This window comes from Sinorhizobium sp. BG8 (assembly GCF_016864555.1).
Taxonomy (GTDB): Bacteria; Pseudomonadota; Alphaproteobacteria; order Rhizobiales; family Rhizobiaceae; genus BG8.
Window position 1 is genome coordinate 2830016 of the sequence record NZ_CP044011.1, and the last position, 16050, is coordinate 2846065.

Sequence of the window (16050 nt, forward strand, 5' to 3'; positions counted from 1 at the left end):
CGCGAAATTCTGTCGACGATTGAAGCGAATTCGTTCAACGGATTGATTTTATGAAGAAATATGGAATGAGACGGAAGGGCGTAGGTGCGAGATCACTGTCGCGTGTGCCGGGCTTGCCCGTTGCGCGCGGAACGGCCAGCATCCCAATTGGTGCGCCATGGACGGAGTCGTGGTCTGCCGATCAGCTTTTACGCGGATAAGGCAGCGAATTTTTCTCGGAATTTCTTTTCTCGGGAAATTCGTTGCGGATGACGTGGGACGTCTTTCCGGAGGCGGCGCCGTTCAACGACGGGCGCCGGACATCGATCTAGCTGCCTCGAAACGGTTGAGGCCCTTGGGGGTGTCCGGAGTTGGAAAATACCGGGGCTTCACTGCTGCCGCATTCCGGGGTCAGAGGAATGAGGTTAGGGCTTCCTTTGACTGCACCGACGAAAACTCGACGGCGACACCTTCCTGGAAGTGCCGAACGACCCGTCCACGCATGTTCCCAAGCTGCACCGGGGTGCCAAGGGCAGGGCGGACCTCGATATCGATGGCGGCACCCGAGAGCGAAAGGTCGATGATGCGACAGGGGTAGCGTCGTCCGTCGTCGAGTACGAGCTCGGTCCGGGTGTTGCGCGGCGTGAGTCGGTTGTGCCTGCGGTCTTCCGGCAGGCCCAGCTCGTGCTTATTGGCAAGCCAGGTCAATTGCGCGGCAAGTTTCTCGCGCTTGCGATCCGTGGCGTTGAGGACGATGACGAAGCCGAATTCGCTCGCCTTCTCGACCGTTCCCTCGATTCTTCCGAGGTGGTCGACATAGGCAATGATTCGCTCGCCGCGCTGCGGCCGCGCGTGGCACGCGATGTTCACGTCCCCGGGGGACATGTCGATCACTGTGCATTCGTATTCGTCGTGATTTGGCAACATCAGGCGACCGGGCAGGTTGACCGAGACGCGCTGAAAGCTCCGCTGGTCATGCTGCGGTCTTGGGGGTGTCGGCGATGCTTGCTGAAATGAATACATGGACATGCAGGCCTGATGAAAAGCTCTTTCTAAGTTGTAACCTTTCGAGGTTAACAGAGTGTTCTGGCTTCGATCAAAAATGCCCGGCATGTGATTGAAAAGAGAGGGGCCCGGCGGTTTGCTGCGGCTGATCCCTCAGCCCTGCCGTCCGCCCTCGAAGACTCGCAGATGAAGGACGCGCCGAAAGGTATCGCCAAGGCCGCGAACGGCGAAGACCGACTGCGGCACGGGAATGGAAGGGCGATCGCGCAAAAAGGCGTTCTGCTGGCTCGGATCGATGACGCCGAGCTCTGATAGCGTCATGTACCGAAACGGAACGGCCAGCGGGTCGATGGGTTGAATAGGGGCAAATGCCCCGAGAACGCGGTCACAAGCTCCACCCTGTGACGAAAGAGGCAGCAACACGACCTCGGCCTCGGTGCCCGAGGCGGACTGCCCGTAGGCGGAAACCTGCATGACTGCGGGCGTTCTGCAACGCATGACGTTCTCTGTGATCCGAGCCGTCCGGTTCACGGATTCAGCAGACCAAAGGTCCGGAAAGCCTATGCCGCGAAGCTCTCGCCCGAAATTGGCGCACAGTCGCGTGCCTGCCAGCCTGAAGCGCGGGGCGAAGCGGCCCGCCTGCTCGAGGATGAAGAGATCCGGGAGAATTCCCCTAACATCCGCCGGCTCAATGTCCTTTCTGTCGGGGAGTTCGCGGTCACCGCGAAGCCGGTTCCAATATTCATAGATCTGGGTTGCAACTCTTGTACGCATGATGTCACCTGTCTCAGAGGTGTTCCATTCCGAAACGTTTGGGTAACGGCAGGGCCTCTGTTTCGGCTGCGATGCGAACTTCATGCCAGAACGGGGTTAAGGTTAACGATTGGTTCCGTTTGCGCGTGGCCGGTCCTCATGGCAAGTATTCTGTATCGCTTCAGTGCGAATTGGTTTCAGCAATTTACTTTCGGGTCCGGGGATTTGGGGCCTGCGGCCGTCGGCGAAAGCCTGACGGCCTTTCTTTTGTCTACGTAGGCGTTATTCATGTGCGGCGCGGATTTTCCTGACGCCGGTCGAGGGGGAGGGACGGCGCGCTCATTTAAGGTTTTTAAGCACTGTGTTCGTTCAACAGGACGCAACGGTGAGAGATTTGGAAAAAGAGTTCATGAGCGACGAACGGGCTGGGAGCAGCGGCGCAGATACCTTGGAACGAAGCGTGGAAAGACGGGAGCCAGCCTTCAATCTTCCGTCAAGCCTGGTGGTTATCCTCTCGGTGCTCATCGCCATCCACGTCCTTCGAACCTATTTCCTTTCCCCTGCCGCGGATGAATTCGTTCTGCTGCAATTCTCCTTCATTCCGGCACGCTACGAGCCGTCGCTGATGGCGCATGACTTCGCGTGGGTGTGGAGCCCCGTGACCTATTCGCTGCTCCACGGAAGCTGGGAGCACCTGATCTTCAACAGCTTCTGGATGGTGGCCTTCGGGGCGCCTGTCGTTCGCCGGATCGGCACACTGCGTTTTGCGATCTTCTGGTGTCTTTCCGCGGTCGCCGCGGTGGCGCTCCATGCAGCGTTCCACTGGGAGGCGATGATCGTCGTGATCGGCGCTTCCGGGGTGGTCGCCGGTCTGATGGGGGCGGCGGCGCGGTTCGTTTTCTCGCCGAGCGGGCGGATCAGCCGTCAGTTCGCGCATCTTAACCGACGCCTCTCGATCCCCGAGGCGCTCTCCAATCGCTCGGTACTGGTGTTCTCCGGTATCTGGTTCCTTACGAATTTCCTGATTGGTTTCGGTCAGAGCATCGGTGCGGGCGAAGGCAACACCATCGCCTGGGAGGCTCATATCGGAGGGTTCCTGTTCGGGTTCCTCTGCTTTCCGCTTTTCGACAGGATACCGCCGGTTCCGCAGGAACCTTCACGCCGGAGTTAACGCTAGCGGCGCGGCGGTCTTGCATTCGCCCCTATCGTGGCGCACCATGACGGTCTCCGGTTCTCACATGCTTACCGGAGGAAGGGGAGTTGCCATCAGAGGAGAATTGGCACCTTCCAACTGGCAGGGCATTCCACGGGATGTCCCGTCTCTCTGTCATGTTGCACACGGGAGGTATGCATGTATGTAAAGTCGATACTGGATGAAAAAGGCCGCAATGTTATCACTGCCGGCCCGCAATTGACGGTGCGTCAGGCCGCGGTCTATCTCCATGAAAATCACATTGGTGCGATCGTAATCGTCGATCGAAACGATCGCATTGCCGGTATTCTGGCGGAACGCGACATCGTGTGTGCGATCGCCCGCTCGGGAGCCGAGTGCCTGGACAAGCCGATCTCCTCCATCATGTGGGGCAATGTCCATCGTTGTACGGAGAGTTCCACCGTCGAGGAACTCATGGGGATGATGAGCAACCTTCGCGCCCGGCATATTCCGGTTGAGAAGGATGGCCGCCTGGTTGGGATCATTTCGATCGGTGACGTCGTTAAATCGCATATCCGCGCCATTGAGCGCGAAGCGGCCGACATCAAGGCTTACATTTCGAGCTGAGAGAAAAGCCATGTCTTAATGGCGGGCACCGCGTGGTGCTCGCCCATGCCCCCAGGACGCGGGAGCAGGGCGCATGCGCGCCGAACCGCCTACCGTATCAGCACTTCCTGCATTCGCCGGATCTCGGCGATCTTCGCCTTTGCCTCGGCGTAGCCCCGGTCGATGGCTTCGCCGGCGCGGTGGAACTCCGATAGGCCGATGTCGCTGAGCTTGGGATGCAGCGCCAGATCCGGAGGGTCTCCGGCAAGGCGCGCACGCGAAATCCTGTCCTGGATGATATTGAACGCCTGCACCATCACGCTCGTCAGTCCGAGGCGCGCCGCGCTGTTTTCCTGGTGCGCGGTCTCGTCGATCTTCTGCAGATTGGCATTCAGCTTGATGACGGCGGAGCGGCCGTAGAGGTCGTAGTTCAGGTTGACCGCCACCACGAGCGGCTGCTCGTAGGTGCGGCACACGGATACCGGCACGGGATTGACGAGCGCGCCGTCCACGAGCGTACGCCCGTTGCAGGGGATCGGCTCGAAAATGCCCGGCAGCGCATAGGATGCACGGATCGCGGTAATCAGTGCCCCGCTCTCGATCCAGACTTCATGGCCGCTGTTGATCTCCGTCGCCACCGCGACGAATGGACGGTCGAGGGTCTCGATCTGGATGTGCTCGAGATGCTCCTGCATGCGGCGGGTTAGCCGCATTCCGCCGAAGAGACCGCTTCCCCGGATGGTGAAGTCGAGCAGGCTCGCTATGCGGCGCATGGTCAGCGAACGGGCGAATATCTCAAGTTCGTCGAGCTTGCCGGCAAGATAGCAGCCTCCGACCAGCGCGCCGATGGAAGTGCCGGCGATCATGCTGATCCCGATCTCTTCCTCGTCCAATGCACGCAATACCCCGATATGTGCCCATCCCCGGGCGGCGCCGCCGCCTAGCGCAAGAGCAATCTTCGCACGTGGAGACGCGGCCCTCGCGGGGATCTGGGACATGTCATTCATGGCAGAGCCACCAGGATCTTGCACATCCGCATTGAGCGCGGACCGGTTGAAGCTCCAGTTCAGCATATAAGGCCTCCATTGTGGAGTGGAATTCGCGGCTTCTTCCGATGTTCCTGCGACAAAACCGCCGTGTTCCGAGTGCGTCCGGAACACGGACGACAGGGCGAACTGCACCCTCGTGGTACGGCAACGGGGAAATCCAGGCTTCCGGGAAAGCGATACCTGAAGTGGAGGGGCGGGCGGACCCGCTGGGCGGGCCGGAGTGGGAAGCAGCCATTTCGACGATCCAAGCGGGCTTTCGCCAACATCGATGAGTAGGCGCCTAGAGTATTGCGAAATGGTGAATCGGGTAGCGAAATGCGCCGGAACTGCTTCAAATATGCGCAACGGCTGTAAAACTGCGCGATGTCGGCCGCGCATGGGCTGAGATCTGACCGAAGTTGAGGGCGTGATAGGGCATCCGGCCGGATGCCCTTAAGCCATCATTTCGTCTTTCCGTAGATTTCGTCCGGATCGAACACGGGGGCGTCGGCGCTGATCGTGACCTTGGCCTTCCCATCGACGGCTTCGACGGTGCGATAGAAACAGGACCTGCGGCCGGTGTGGCATGTGGCGTCATGCCCGGCGACGGAGACCTTGATCCAGACGGCGTCCTGGTCGCAGTCGGTCCGCATCTCCACGACGGACTGCAGATTTCCCGATGTTTCACCCTTCTTCCACAAGGCCTTGCGGGAGCGGCTCCAGTAGTGAGCGACACCGGTCTCGATCGTAAGGGAAAGAGCCTCTGCGTTCATGTGGCCGACCATCAGCAACTCGCCGTCGCGTGCATCGGTCACCACGGCCGTGACGAGGCCGTTGGCGTCAAAACGGGGCGTGAAATCCCCGCTGCCTTCCAGCACACTCTTGTCGCTTGACGGATTTTCGAAGGTTGACGGCATGTGCGGCTCCGTTGGCGGAGCCGCCGGTTTCAGCCGCGGCCCCGGATCATGGTCATGAACCGGACCTGTTCAGCCGGTTCTGTCTTGAAGGCACCGGTAAAGGTGGTTGTCAGCGTTGTCGAGCCCTGCTTCTGGATTCCGCGCATGGCCATGCACATATGCTCCGCCTCGATCATGACGGCGACGCCGCGGGGCAGCAGGGTATCGTCGATCGACTTGGCGATCTGTGCGGTCATCGTTTCCTGGGTCTGGAGCCGGCGCCCGAAGATATCGACAACACGGGCTATCTTCGACAGGCCCAGAACACGGCCGTTCGGCAGGTAGGCGACATGCGCCTTGCCGATGATCGGCACCATGTGATGCTCGCAGTGCGAGAAGAACGGAATATCCTTCACGAGCACGATGTCGTCATAGCCGGCCACTTCCTCGAACGTCCGGCCGAGCACATCCTCGGCGGCAAGGTCGTATCCGGAAAAGAGTTCGCGGTAGGAACGGGCAACGCGTGCAGGGGTATCGAGCAGACCTTCCCGTTCAGGATCGTCTCCCGCCCAGCGCAGCAATACGCGCACCGCTTCCTCGGCCTCCTCCTGGGTCGGCCGACGCGCTTCTTCTTCTTCGACGCGCGGAAAATTCGTTACTTTGGCATCCATGGAGCCCTTGACCTCTCGCAGGTAACTGACGTGTATTTCGGACTCGCCACTGGCCATTCGCCTAACCCTGCAGGCTTGGGTTCCGTCGGCGGGCTCCGGGGCTTTCAGGTCTCGGCTAATCAGTGCGCTCGACCATCCGGCACGGTTTCCCAAACAACAGGTGCCACTCTTGCATTGCAAAATTGTCACCCCAACACGACATAGCATATAGTATCGGCCAATGGCTGTGGAAGAGGTTGAAGGCGACGCGCGGTGCTTTTTTCCCGACCACGACGGAATTTTGTGCCCGGTTCACGCGAAATTGCGCAAAAGAGACGGACGGACGAGTGACGATGGATGATATCTACAACAGCCGCATCCTCGAGTTTGCGGGCAATATCCCCCGCATAGGTACGCTCGCCGACGCCGACGCCGAAGCGAGCGCCCACTCGAAGCTGTGCGGCTCGAAAGTGAAAATCTGGATCAAGATGGACGGTGATCGCGTGAGCGACTTCGCTCATGACGTTAAGGCCTGCGCGCTCGGTCAGGCGTCTTCGTCGATCATGGCCCGCCACGTCGTCGGAGCCTCGTCCGCCGAGCTGCGCCAGGCACGAGAAGACATGCTGGCGATGCTCAAAGCCGACGGCGAAGGGCCGACGGGTCGCTTCGAGGATATGCGTTTCCTGCGACCTGTCCGGGATTACAAGGCCCGTCACGCGTCCACGATGCTGACCTTCGATGCCGTAGTCGACGCCGTCGGACAGGTCGAGGCAAAACGCGCAGCGATGGTTGCAGGCTGATCGCAGCCCGACCGCTTTGGCGATCGCCAGGCGGCCCGCGATTTAACCCCAACGGACGGATTGAGCCGAATGTGCAAGCAGTGCGGGCAGGAGTTGGATATCGCCGCGCTTCGCCGTGGCCGCAAGTCGGCGCGAGCACGAGGAGCGAAGGCGGCGACCACTGACCGCGCGGGCTCGTTTCATGCCACGGGCGTTCCCCGAAGGCTCGTTCGCGCAACTGGTCCGGGCCGTTCCGCAAGACGCCGGGCCGCCTTGTCGGGATGGGGCTCATCCGGTTCTATCAACTGACGCTTTCGGGCTTCACCGGAAATGCCTGCCGCCATATGCCGACATGTTCGGAATATGGCTACGAGGCCGTCGCCCGCCATGGTCTTTGGCATGGCGGCTTCATGACGGTTTTCCGCGTTGTCCGGTGCGGACCGGGTGGAACCTCCGGTTTCGATCCTGTTCCCGAGACCCTGCAGAGCGACTTCCGCTGGTGGGCGCCTTGGCGCCTGTGGCGGGTGTCACGGCAATCCGCTCAGTCATGAGCCTCTATGTGGCACTCCTCTATAGCGTCGTGGTCACGGCCCAGAGGCGAGTTCAAATGTCCGACCTTCGCGACCTTGCACGCTCCGCGGGTTTCGCCAATCCCAGGACGCTCGTTTCGACCGGGAACCTCATTTTCGAAGCGGAGGAGGGTGCCGAGGTGGTGGAGCTCGAACGGAGGCTGGAGCGCGCGCTGGAGCAATTCTACGGCAAGCGAATCGATGTTGTTGTGCGGACATCAGGTGCGTGGTCGACGCTCGCGGACCGCAATCCGTTCAGGGCGGAAAGCGACACCGACGCCAGCCGCGTGATCGTGCGGGTGATGGCGTCCGCGTTACAAAACGACGTGGTGCATGGTCTCGAGCGGCATTGTCAGGCTGGCGAGCGGATCGCCCTTGTCGATGGTGACCTGTGGATCTCGTTCTCGGGCAAACCGTCGGAAAGCCGGCTTTTGTCCAGGCTTGGCGCCAGGCATCTCGGCAAGGGTACGATTCGAAACTGGAACACTGTCGCCGGTGTTGCGAAGCTACTCGCCGAGTGAGACCGGGCCAATGTCCTATGGTGCGCGTGCAGGTGGCGGTGTTTCCTCGCCTTTACTCCACCCGCAAAAGCCTTTATCACCCGGCGCGCATATCGCCGGCTTCCCGGCCTTTCAACCACCCGCATTCGTTGGCGGGACTGGATAGGAGTTCTTTATGTCAGATACCGTTTCCCTCATTTTCCCAGATGGTTCCGAGCGCAGCTTCCAGGCTGGCGCGACCGGCCGCGATGTGGCGGAGTCCATCTCCAAGTCGCTCGCCAAGAAGGCCGTCGCGATTGCGCTGGACGGCGAGTTGCGCGACCTGTCCGATACGGTCGCAAGCGGGCGGATCGAAATAGTCACGCGCGATGATGCGCGCTCGCTCGAACTGATCCGCCACGATGCGGCCCACGTGATGGCCGAGGCCGTCCAGGAGCTGTGGCCCGGCACGCAGGTGACCATCGGGCCGGTCATCGACAACGGTTTCTATTACGATTTCGCCAAGAATGAGCCGTTTACACCGGACGACCTGCCGAAGATCGAAAAGCGGATGAAAGAAATCATCCAGCGCAACAAGCCCTTCACCAAGGAGATCTGGTCCCGCGAGAAGGCAAAGGAAATCTTCGCCTCCAAGGGTGAGGGGTACAAGGTCGAGCTCGTTGACGCGATTCCGGAAGGCCAGGACCTGAAGATCTACTATCAGGGCGACTGGTTCGATCTCTGCCGCGGGCCGCACATGGCTTCGACCGGACAGATCGGCACGGCCTTCAAGCTGATGAAGGTAGCCGGCGCTTACTGGCGTGGCGACAGCAACAACCCGATGCTGACCCGCATCTACGGCACCGCCTGGCATACGCAGGAAGAACTCGACAACTACCTGCATATCCTCGCTGAAGCCGAGAAGCGGGACCACCGTCGCCTCGGCCGCGAGATGGATCTCTTCCATTTCCAGGAAGAGGGGCCGGGTGTGGTCTTCTGGCACGGCAAGGGTTGGCGCATGTTCCAGACGCTGGTCGCCTACATGCGTCGCCGGCTCGCCAACACCTACCAGGAAGTCAATGCGCCGCAGGTGCTGGACAAGTCGCTCTGGGAGACCTCGGGTCACTGGGGATGGTACCGCGACAACATGTTCAAGGTAACGGTCGCAGGTGACGATACCGACGATGATCGCGTCTTCGCGCTGAAGCCGATGAACTGCCCCGGGCACGTTCAGATCTTCAAGCATGGTCTGAAGTCCTACCGCGAGCTCCCTGTGCGTCTTGCCGAATTCGGCTCCGTGCATCGTTACGAACCGTCCGGCGCGCTTCATGGTCTGATGCGCGTGCGCGGCTTCACCCAGGACGATGCGCACGTTTTCTGCACCGACGAGCAGATGGCTGCCGAGTGCCTGCGCATCAACGACCTTATCCTCTCCGTCTACGAGGATTTCGGGTTCAAGGAAGTGGTCGTCAAGCTGTCGACCCGTCCTGACAAGCGCGTCGGCTCCGACGCTCTCTGGGATCGCGCCGAAAGCGTGATGATGGACGTGCTGAAGACAATCGAGGCACAGTCCGGTGGACGCATCAAGACCGGCATTCTGCCGGGCGAGGGGGCGTTCTACGGTCCGAAGTTCGAGTACACGCTCAAGGATGCGATTGGTCGTGAGTGGCAGTGCGGTACGACGCAGGTCGACTTCAACCTGCCGGAACGCTTTGGCGCGTTCTATATCGACCACGCGTCGGAGAAGCGCCAGCCGGTGATGATCCACCGGGCCGTCTGCGGTTCGATGGAGCGCTTCCTCGGCATTCTGATCGAGAACTTCGCGGGCCACATGCCCTTGTGGATCTCGCCTTTGCAGGTCGTTGTCGCGACAATCACCTCCGAGGCGGATGACTATGCGCGCGAGGTTGCCGAACTTCTTCGTGACGCCGGCATGACGGTGGAAACGGATCTTCGCAACGAGAAGATCAACTACAAGGTGCGTGAGCACTCGGTTACCAAGGTGCCGGTGATCATCGTGTGCGGCAAGCGCGAGGCTGAAGAGCGCTCGGTCAACATCCGCAGGCTCGGTTCGCAGAACCAGACGGCAATGAGCCTCGATGAGGCGATCGCGTCGCTGACCGCAGAAGCGACTGCACCCGACCTTCAGCGCAAGGCAGCCAAGTCTGCTGCATGACAATACGGCACGGCATGTGCGGGTCCTGAATGGAACCGACATATGCCGTGCCGCTTCAATCATATTGAGTCCGCCGGCGGGCGCCCGGGCAACTGGTCGGCTCAAATCTTGATCCCGAACCGGGGATCACTGCCTGAGCGGTAGCCGTTGCCATTCGCTGGTGCGGCGGGTCGGTCAGCGCAACGCTTTAAACCGGCGTCGAAATCATTGACATTTTCTGCAAAGTCGCAGCCGCGCGTGCCTTCGGATACTTGATTTTGTTGCGATAATTGCAACGATTGTCGCAACGAGAATCGGCGGCTCGGTGCCGGAGGAAAACGCGATGAAATTGCAATTGATCCGTAATGCGACCCTCAAGCTCGACTATGCCGGCCACACGGTACTGATCGATCCGTACTTTGCACCGATGCATAGCCAACCCTCTTTTGCCGGTCGCTCGGAGAACCCGTTGGTCGAACTGCCAGTCGATATCGACGCCATACTCGAGGGCGTGGAACTCGTGATCGTCTCGCACCTGCACGAGGATCACTTTGACGATGTCGCAAAGGAGCGGGTGCCGAAGCATCTTCCTATCTTCTGCCAGCCGGGCGATGAAACGGAAATCCGCGAGGCAGGGTTTGCGAACGTCACGCCGTTGACCGATCGCGCGACCTGGAACGGCCTGACGCTGACGCGCCGCGACGGCAGCCATGGACTTGGACCTGTCGTCGAACTTATGGGCTCCGTCATGGGCTTCAGTGTCGAAGCGAAAGGCGAGCCATCGATCTACTGGGCCGGTGACACGGTGCTCTACCCGCCTGTAGCGGACATCATTCGCGAAACAAATCCTGATGTCATCATCACCCACTCCTGCGGTGCCCGATGGGATGGCGATCTCATCGTCATGGACGCTGGGGAGACCATCGAGGTGTGCGAAACCTCGCAGTCCGCCGTCGTTGTCGCCACCCATATGGAGGCGCTGGATCACGCGACAGTCAGCCGCCAGGATTTGCGTCGGGCGGCCGAAGCGCGGGGCATTGCTGCATCGAAACTCCTGATACCCGCGGATGGTGACACTCTCACCGTGGAGAAGCCGTAGCATTCTCGACTGCTTGGCGGAGCTGTAAAGGGAATCGTCAGATCGGGAATCGCTGCCCTGAAGTTCAGGGAGCGGAGGACGAGCACATCTCGTGATTTGGCGGAGCAGGCCGAGGGCGGGTGACGCCGGTCAGTGTGTCAGAAGGACTTCTACGTCCGTGTTTTCGCCGGCCTTCACCGTGAAGTCGCGCTGAAAGATCTTTTCCTTGTTGCGCGCGACTGCGGTGTATTCGCCTTCGGCCAGCACGATCGTGGGGAAGGCGCCGACACTTTCGCTGACGACGTCGCCCGAAGCCGTCAGGATCGACCAGGCCGTATCCGCGATAGCTTCACCGCCAGGCTCCGAGACGAGTTTCAGCGTAAGCTTCGCCGCACGATGCTGGATCGTTGCCTCTGTGAGCTTGCCTGCCTCCACCTGTATATCGGCTCGGATGACGGCGTTGACCGTCCCGTAGTCCGACACGACATGGTAGGTACCCGCATTGAGGCGAACGACGGTGTTCGGCTTGATGTCGGCCACGACGAGCGAGCGCTCGCCATCGTCGCGAACTTCCGACGAATAGACGGAAAAGCTGAGTTCTTCTGGCGGAATGCGAACATCCGAACCCGAAACGGCGTTGAGCATGATGCCGCCCGCATCGAGGACCATCACCTGCTTGTCGACTGAACCGGATTGAGGAACCGTCAGCTTCTTTGTCGCGCCGGCGCGACCAAAAGCAACGTTGACGAAGTACTCGCCGGGCACGAGTTGAAAGGCGGCAGACCCGCCTTCCGACGATGCCAGCAGCGGCAGTTTTCCATCGGCGTCGGGAATGGGCGAGAACACGCGCCAGGTCAGGCCGTGCTGCATGGGCTTGCCGCTCTTGGTAAGGATGGCCTCACAGATCACGCTCCTGAGGTCCGCCGGCGATGCTGCGCCCGTGACGAGCGGATTGAAGGACGTGAGCTTGCTGCTTTTCTGCGGCGTGATCTGCGAAAAGCTGTCCAGCGGGTCCTGCGCAAGTGCGGGCGTGGCGGTGGCCATCACAACTGCAAGAACGGCATTTGCTGCAACGGTGAGATGGCGTGTCGCGCGCATGGCGAAGGTTGACTTCCTGAGTTTCTGGGGCCACTTGAAGGCCCGACAGATGGCATTTTGATGGCCGTAACCGCTGCTGTCGCAATTGGTATTAATGGAACTCAGCCCTGATGAAAACCGAAATCAAGCTCATTGACTATCTTTCCACGCGCAGGTCCATCCCGGCGTTCCAGATGTCGGAGCCCGGGCCAGGGCAGCGCGAGATCGAGGATATGTTGAGGCTGGCATCGCGCGTCCCCGATCACGGCAAGCTCGCCCCCTGGCGGTTCATCGTCTATCGCGGCGCCGAACGCGCGCGGCTGAGCGCCGAACTGGCGAAGATCGCAATTGCCGACAAGCCGGACCTGTCCGAAGAGATGGTGAAAGTCGAAAATACACGGCTTACCCGCGCACCGGTCGTCGTTGCCGTCGTCAGCAAGGCCGCTCCGCATGTAAAGATCCCGGAATGGGAGCAGTTGATGTCGGCAGGTGCCGTCTGCCTCAACCTGGTGATGGCCGCAAATGCCTATGGTTACGCGTCCAATTGGCTCACCGAGTGGTTTGCATTCGACGAACGGGCCCATCCCATCCTCGGCGTCGCCGCGGGCGAGAAGGTTGCAGGCTTCATCCATATCGGCACCGCGCTCGTGCCGCCGGTCGAGCGCCCGCGGCCGGTGCTTTCCGAAATCGTCACCTGGGTCGGCGAAGCGGGGTGAGAGCGCGGAAATGTTCTATGACACGGTTTCAAACGCCCACGGGCTGCGCCACGATCCCTTCAAGGCAATAGTCGCGCCGCGCCCGATCGGCTGGATAGGGTCGAAGGCGGCCGACGGCACGCTCAATCTCGCGCCTTATTCGTTTTTCAATGCAGTCTCGGATAGGCCGAAATTGGTGATGTTCTCCTCCGCCGGCCACAAGGACAGCGTAAGGAACATCGAGGAGACCGGCGCATTCACGTGTTCCTTCGTGAGTCGCAATCTTGCCGAATCGATGAACCACAGCTCGATCGCCGCGCCGCACGGCGACAGCGAATTCGCGATCGCCGGGCTCACCCCGCAAAACGGACGCCTGGTCGACGCGCCCTTCGTGGGCGAGGCCTTTGCCGCACTGGAATGCCGGATGACCGAGATCATGCGGCCAAAGACGCTGGACGGTGGTGTGGCGGATAGCTGGATCGTCTTCGGACAGGTCGTGGGCATCCACATCAGTGAGCAAATCGTTCGCGACGGGCGGCTCGACATGTCGATCGCGCGTCCCGTGGCCCGCATGGGCTACATGGACTATAGCGAGGCCGACAAGGTCTTCGAGATGTTCAGGCCTTGAGGCCATGCATGCCGCGAGTGTCTATACCGCTGCCTGCCCGTAGGCCGCGTTGATCGTGTCGATCTGATCGGGATCATTGGTGAGTCGCCCCTCGAATCCGTCGGCGCGGGAGAGGCGGCAGTCGATTCGGAGTGGTTCGCCCGATAGAGTGGCCGGTGCGTCATAGGCGGGAATTCCGGCCGCCTTGGCCGCGAGCAGCACCGCAAGCCGGGCATTGACGAAGGCGGGCGTCCATTGACCGGCTTCGTCCCGCTGGCGCGATGCGCCGATAAACGACTGGAGCGCATCCGGATCGAAGGTCAAGCCTATCAGCCGCCGCGACTTGCCGATGAAACCGTCCGAGGACATGGGAGGCGGAAGCACGCCATGAGTCAGCCCGAGAATTCGCGTTGTGCCGTCTTCGCGACCTTCCTCCGCCTCGGCGACTGAGAGCAGCACGTCGAGGTGCTGCACGTCCGATCCATGGCGGCAAGAAGGTAGGACAACACCCTCGATCGATTGTGCCACGATCTTCCGGAGCGCGGCTTCGTCCATATTGATATCGACCGGAACGAGGCGCTTCGAAAGCCGACGCAGCCTGGCGGGCAGAGAGCGGGGAGGTTTGTCACTTCCTCGCTCACAGAAGAGGGCCCCGGCCGGCCAGAGCAGGTATTCGTCCATGGGTGTGTCTCGTTCGCTGTTAACCGGGTGGCCAGGTTGCCGGGCCCGGTTAACAAACATGGTGAACCAATCTTAAACTTTTTGTTGCTAGTGTGTCCTCAATAGCAGTTGTTCTGCTGTACAGGCATGGGGCTTCACTTGATTATTCACGCATTTCTCCGGTGGGTCGAAACCGCCAAGGCGAGCGACAGGGCGCGCGCCGCGAAAGCGCTGGCCAAGGCCTATTGCAGCTCGGAAATGACCGGTGAGGACCGCCGGGCCGCCGAGATGGCGATGATCTTTCTTCTCGACGACCCCGCGCCGAAGGTTCGGCTCGCCCTTGCCGAGGCCCTTGCGGATTTTGCGGATGCGCCGCGAACCGTCGTCCTCCCGCTCGCCGAAGACCAGGTCGAGATCGCCGCGCAGCCAATTCTGCGCTCTCCGGTCCTGACCGATGGCGATCTTGTCGATATCGCGGCGAGGGGGAGTGCAATCACCCGCAGCCTCATCGCGCATCGCTCCTTCGTGTCACGAGCGGTTTCGGCCGCGCTGGCGGAGATCGGCGGAACCTGCGAGGTGATGGCGCTGCTCGAGAACCCCGGAGCCGTGCTCTCGCGTCGGTCGCTGAAGCGGATCGCCGAGCGGTTGGGCGACGAGGCTGCCGTCCGCGACCTTCTGCTTGATCGCGATGATCTGCCGAGCGACGCGCGTCACGCGCTTGTCGAAAAGGTCGGGGCGGCACTGGCCGGCTTCGAACTGATCCGTGCCGCGGTCGGAGAGGGCCGGGTCGAGCGTATCACCCGCGAGGCTTGCGAAATGGCTACGATCGGGATGACCGCCGATGTCGAGCCATCCGACATGCCGGCGCTTGCGGAACACCTGCGTGTCGCGGGCCGCCTGACACCGGCCTTCCTGATGCACGTGCTGTGTGCAGGCCGGATCGAATTCTTCGCCGCAACGATCGTCAATCTCTCCGGGCAGGCCGAAAAGCGCGTACGGTCCATTCTTGCCGACGGTCGCGAGGCCGCGGTGCGTTCGCTGTTCGAGGCAGCCGGGCTGGGGCGCGATGTGAGCGGTCTGTTTGCCGACGCAACGATGATGTGGCGGCGCGAGGCGAAGAGAGGATCGAGCGGGATGTCCGTGTCGCTGCGCCTGCTTGCACGTGCACGGGACGCGGCCGGTACCTCGTCCGAAGCCATGATCGATCTGGTCGAAAAGATGACGATTGCAGAGCAGCGGCAATCGGCCCGCCACTATGCCCTGACCGCTGCGGCAGCGGCCTGACGGTGGCTCAGTCTGCGAACTTGTGCAGCACCCAGGAGTAACCGTCCTCTATGTAGTGGACCGGTTTGGTGACGGTGTTGCGGACCGCTGAAGCGTCGGGCAGCGTCTTGCGGATCATCGCTATCGTTCTCGAGGCGATTCCGGCCTTTTCCTTCTCGGTGGAAGCTGCGTCCGTCGGTGCATTCTGCTCCGGCTGCGGGAGCGAGGCTGCGCCTGACTGGGACGAGGCCGGCGGCGGGGCGAGCTCGGCCGTCATCGGATCCGAGGAGCTTTCGCAGACGGCGACCACGACGGGGTAGTTCGTCGCATGGTAGCGGTTGATCTGGGCTTCCGACTGCGCATCGCACAGCGCGATCGTCTGCCAGCTCTCCTTGACGGTGTCGATGTAGTGGCATTGCGTGGCCGAATCGTCGCATCCGAGGATGGTCATGATGACAAGGGCAGCCTTCACACTGCGATCCTTCCATGGTTTCTGCCTGCCGCGGGACGCCGCACAGGTTCTACGGAATGCAACGGCGAACTGTACGCCTGAGCGAGGTGCAGAGCCGACTATCCAACCGTCGGTCCCCACGAGCCCGATTCGCGCCACTCTGCCGT

General features: G+C 61.2%; 17 protein-coding genes and 1 pseudogene. 10 read left to right on the plus strand and 8 right to left on the minus strand.

All coding sequences use genetic code 11. The features are described 5' to 3' along the window. Positions 1–390: 390 nt before the first annotated feature. Together F3Y30_RS13425 and F3Y30_RS13430 are read right to left on the minus strand one after the other, a co-directional pair. Complete coding sequence (locus tag F3Y30_RS13425; protein ID WP_203426614.1) at positions 391–1002, minus strand: PilZ domain-containing protein; 612 nt, start codon at positions 1000–1002, stop codon at positions 391–393. Between the two features lie 135 nt (positions 1003–1137). Then, positions 1138–1758: a PAS domain-containing protein gene (locus F3Y30_RS13430; protein WP_203423188.1), complete on the minus strand. Its 621-nt coding sequence runs from the start codon at positions 1756–1758 to the stop codon at positions 1138–1140. 388 nt (positions 1759–2146) lie between these two features. Here F3Y30_RS13430 and F3Y30_RS13435 point away from each other — a divergent pair, with 388 nt between their 5' ends. Together F3Y30_RS13435 and F3Y30_RS13440 are read left to right on the plus strand one after the other, a co-directional pair. Next, positions 2147–2908: a rhomboid family intramembrane serine protease gene (locus F3Y30_RS13435; RefSeq protein ID WP_203423189.1), complete on the plus strand. Its 762-nt coding sequence runs from the start codon at positions 2147–2149 to the stop codon at positions 2906–2908. Positions 2909–3088: 180 nt separating this feature from the next. Beyond that, entirely contained in the window at positions 3089–3517 is a 429-nt protein-coding gene (locus F3Y30_RS13440; protein WP_203423190.1) for a CBS domain-containing protein, read from the plus strand. Positions 3518–3606: 89 nt separating this feature from the next. Here F3Y30_RS13440 and F3Y30_RS13445 read toward each other — a convergent pair whose 3' ends face one another. The 3 genes from F3Y30_RS13445 to folE all read right to left on the minus strand — a co-directional run bounded on the left by F3Y30_RS13445 (position 3607) and on the right by folE (position 6091). Beyond that, the gene (locus F3Y30_RS13445) at positions 3607–4569 is read right to left on the minus strand and encodes a patatin-like phospholipase family protein (RefSeq protein ID WP_203423191.1); all 963 of its coding nucleotides are present in this window, start codon (positions 4567–4569) and stop codon (positions 3607–3609) included. A 416-nt stretch (positions 4570–4985) separates the two neighbouring features. Further along, complete coding sequence (hisI, locus tag F3Y30_RS13450) at positions 4986–5441, minus strand: phosphoribosyl-AMP cyclohydrolase (RefSeq protein ID WP_203423192.1); 456 nt, start codon at positions 5439–5441, stop codon at positions 4986–4988. A 29-nt stretch (positions 5442–5470) separates the two neighbouring features. Next, positions 5471–6091, minus strand: coding sequence for a GTP cyclohydrolase I FolE (gene folE / locus F3Y30_RS13455; protein WP_203423193.1), 621 nt, complete (start codon positions 6089–6091; stop codon positions 5471–5473). A gap of 332 nt (positions 6092–6423) precedes the next feature. Between folE and F3Y30_RS13460 the strand changes: the two genes are divergently transcribed. From F3Y30_RS13460 to F3Y30_RS13480, 5 genes and pseudogenes are all read left to right on the plus strand, one after another. Then, positions 6424–6870, plus strand: a complete 447-nt coding sequence (locus tag F3Y30_RS13460) for an iron-sulfur cluster assembly scaffold protein (RefSeq protein WP_203426615.1) — start codon at positions 6424–6426, stop codon at positions 6868–6870. Positions 6871–7076: 206 nt separating this feature from the next. After that, positions 7077–7400, plus strand: a pseudogene (yidD, locus tag F3Y30_RS13465) (membrane protein insertion efficiency factor YidD); the annotation flags it as partial. After that, positions 7397–7939 carry a DUF1697 domain-containing protein gene (locus F3Y30_RS13470; protein WP_203423195.1) on the plus strand — a complete coding sequence of 181 codons (543 nt, stop codon included), beginning with the start codon at positions 7397–7399 and terminating at the stop codon, positions 7937–7939. The pseudogene yidD and the gene F3Y30_RS13470, both read left to right, overlap by 4 nt. A gap of 154 nt (positions 7940–8093) precedes the next feature. Further along, positions 8094–10073 carry a threonine--tRNA ligase gene (gene thrS, locus F3Y30_RS13475; RefSeq protein ID WP_203423196.1) on the plus strand — a complete coding sequence of 660 codons (1980 nt, stop codon included), beginning with the start codon at positions 8094–8096 and terminating at the stop codon, positions 10071–10073. Between the two features lie 322 nt (positions 10074–10395). Next, positions 10396–11151 (plus strand): MBL fold metallo-hydrolase, encoded by a 756-nt coding sequence (locus F3Y30_RS13480; protein ID WP_203423197.1) that lies wholly within the window; start codon positions 10396–10398, stop codon positions 11149–11151. 129 nt (positions 11152–11280) lie between these two features. Here the strand turns inward: F3Y30_RS13480 and F3Y30_RS13485 are convergent, their stop codons facing one another. After that, positions 11281–12228, minus strand: a complete 948-nt coding sequence (locus F3Y30_RS13485) for a hypothetical protein (RefSeq protein ID WP_203423198.1) — start codon at positions 12226–12228, stop codon at positions 11281–11283. A gap of 110 nt (positions 12229–12338) precedes the next feature. On the opposite strand from F3Y30_RS13485, the gene F3Y30_RS13490 reads away from it, so the two are divergent. Next, entirely contained in the window at positions 12339–12923 is a 585-nt protein-coding gene (locus F3Y30_RS13490; protein ID WP_203423199.1) for a nitroreductase, read from the plus strand. Between the two features lie 10 nt (positions 12924–12933). Beyond that, positions 12934–13530 carry a flavin reductase family protein gene (locus F3Y30_RS13495; protein ID WP_203423200.1) on the plus strand — a complete coding sequence of 199 codons (597 nt, stop codon included), beginning with the start codon at positions 12934–12936 and terminating at the stop codon, positions 13528–13530. Positions 13531–13551: 21 nt separating this feature from the next. On the opposite strand, the gene F3Y30_RS13500 is transcribed toward F3Y30_RS13495, so the two are convergent. Further along, positions 13552–14190 carry a hypothetical protein gene (locus tag F3Y30_RS13500; protein ID WP_203423201.1) on the minus strand — a complete coding sequence of 213 codons (639 nt, stop codon included), beginning with the start codon at positions 14188–14190 and terminating at the stop codon, positions 13552–13554. Positions 14191–14316: 126 nt separating this feature from the next. Between F3Y30_RS13500 and F3Y30_RS13505 the strand changes: the two genes are divergently transcribed. After that, positions 14317–15453 (plus strand): DUF2336 domain-containing protein, encoded by a 1137-nt coding sequence (locus tag F3Y30_RS13505; RefSeq protein WP_203423202.1) that lies wholly within the window; start codon positions 14317–14319, stop codon positions 15451–15453. A 7-nt stretch (positions 15454–15460) separates the two neighbouring features. On the opposite strand, the gene F3Y30_RS13510 is transcribed toward F3Y30_RS13505, so the two are convergent. Further along, positions 15461–15904 (minus strand): hypothetical protein, encoded by a 444-nt coding sequence (locus F3Y30_RS13510; protein ID WP_203423203.1) that lies wholly within the window; start codon positions 15902–15904, stop codon positions 15461–15463. Between the last annotated feature and the right edge of the window lie 146 nt (positions 15905–16050).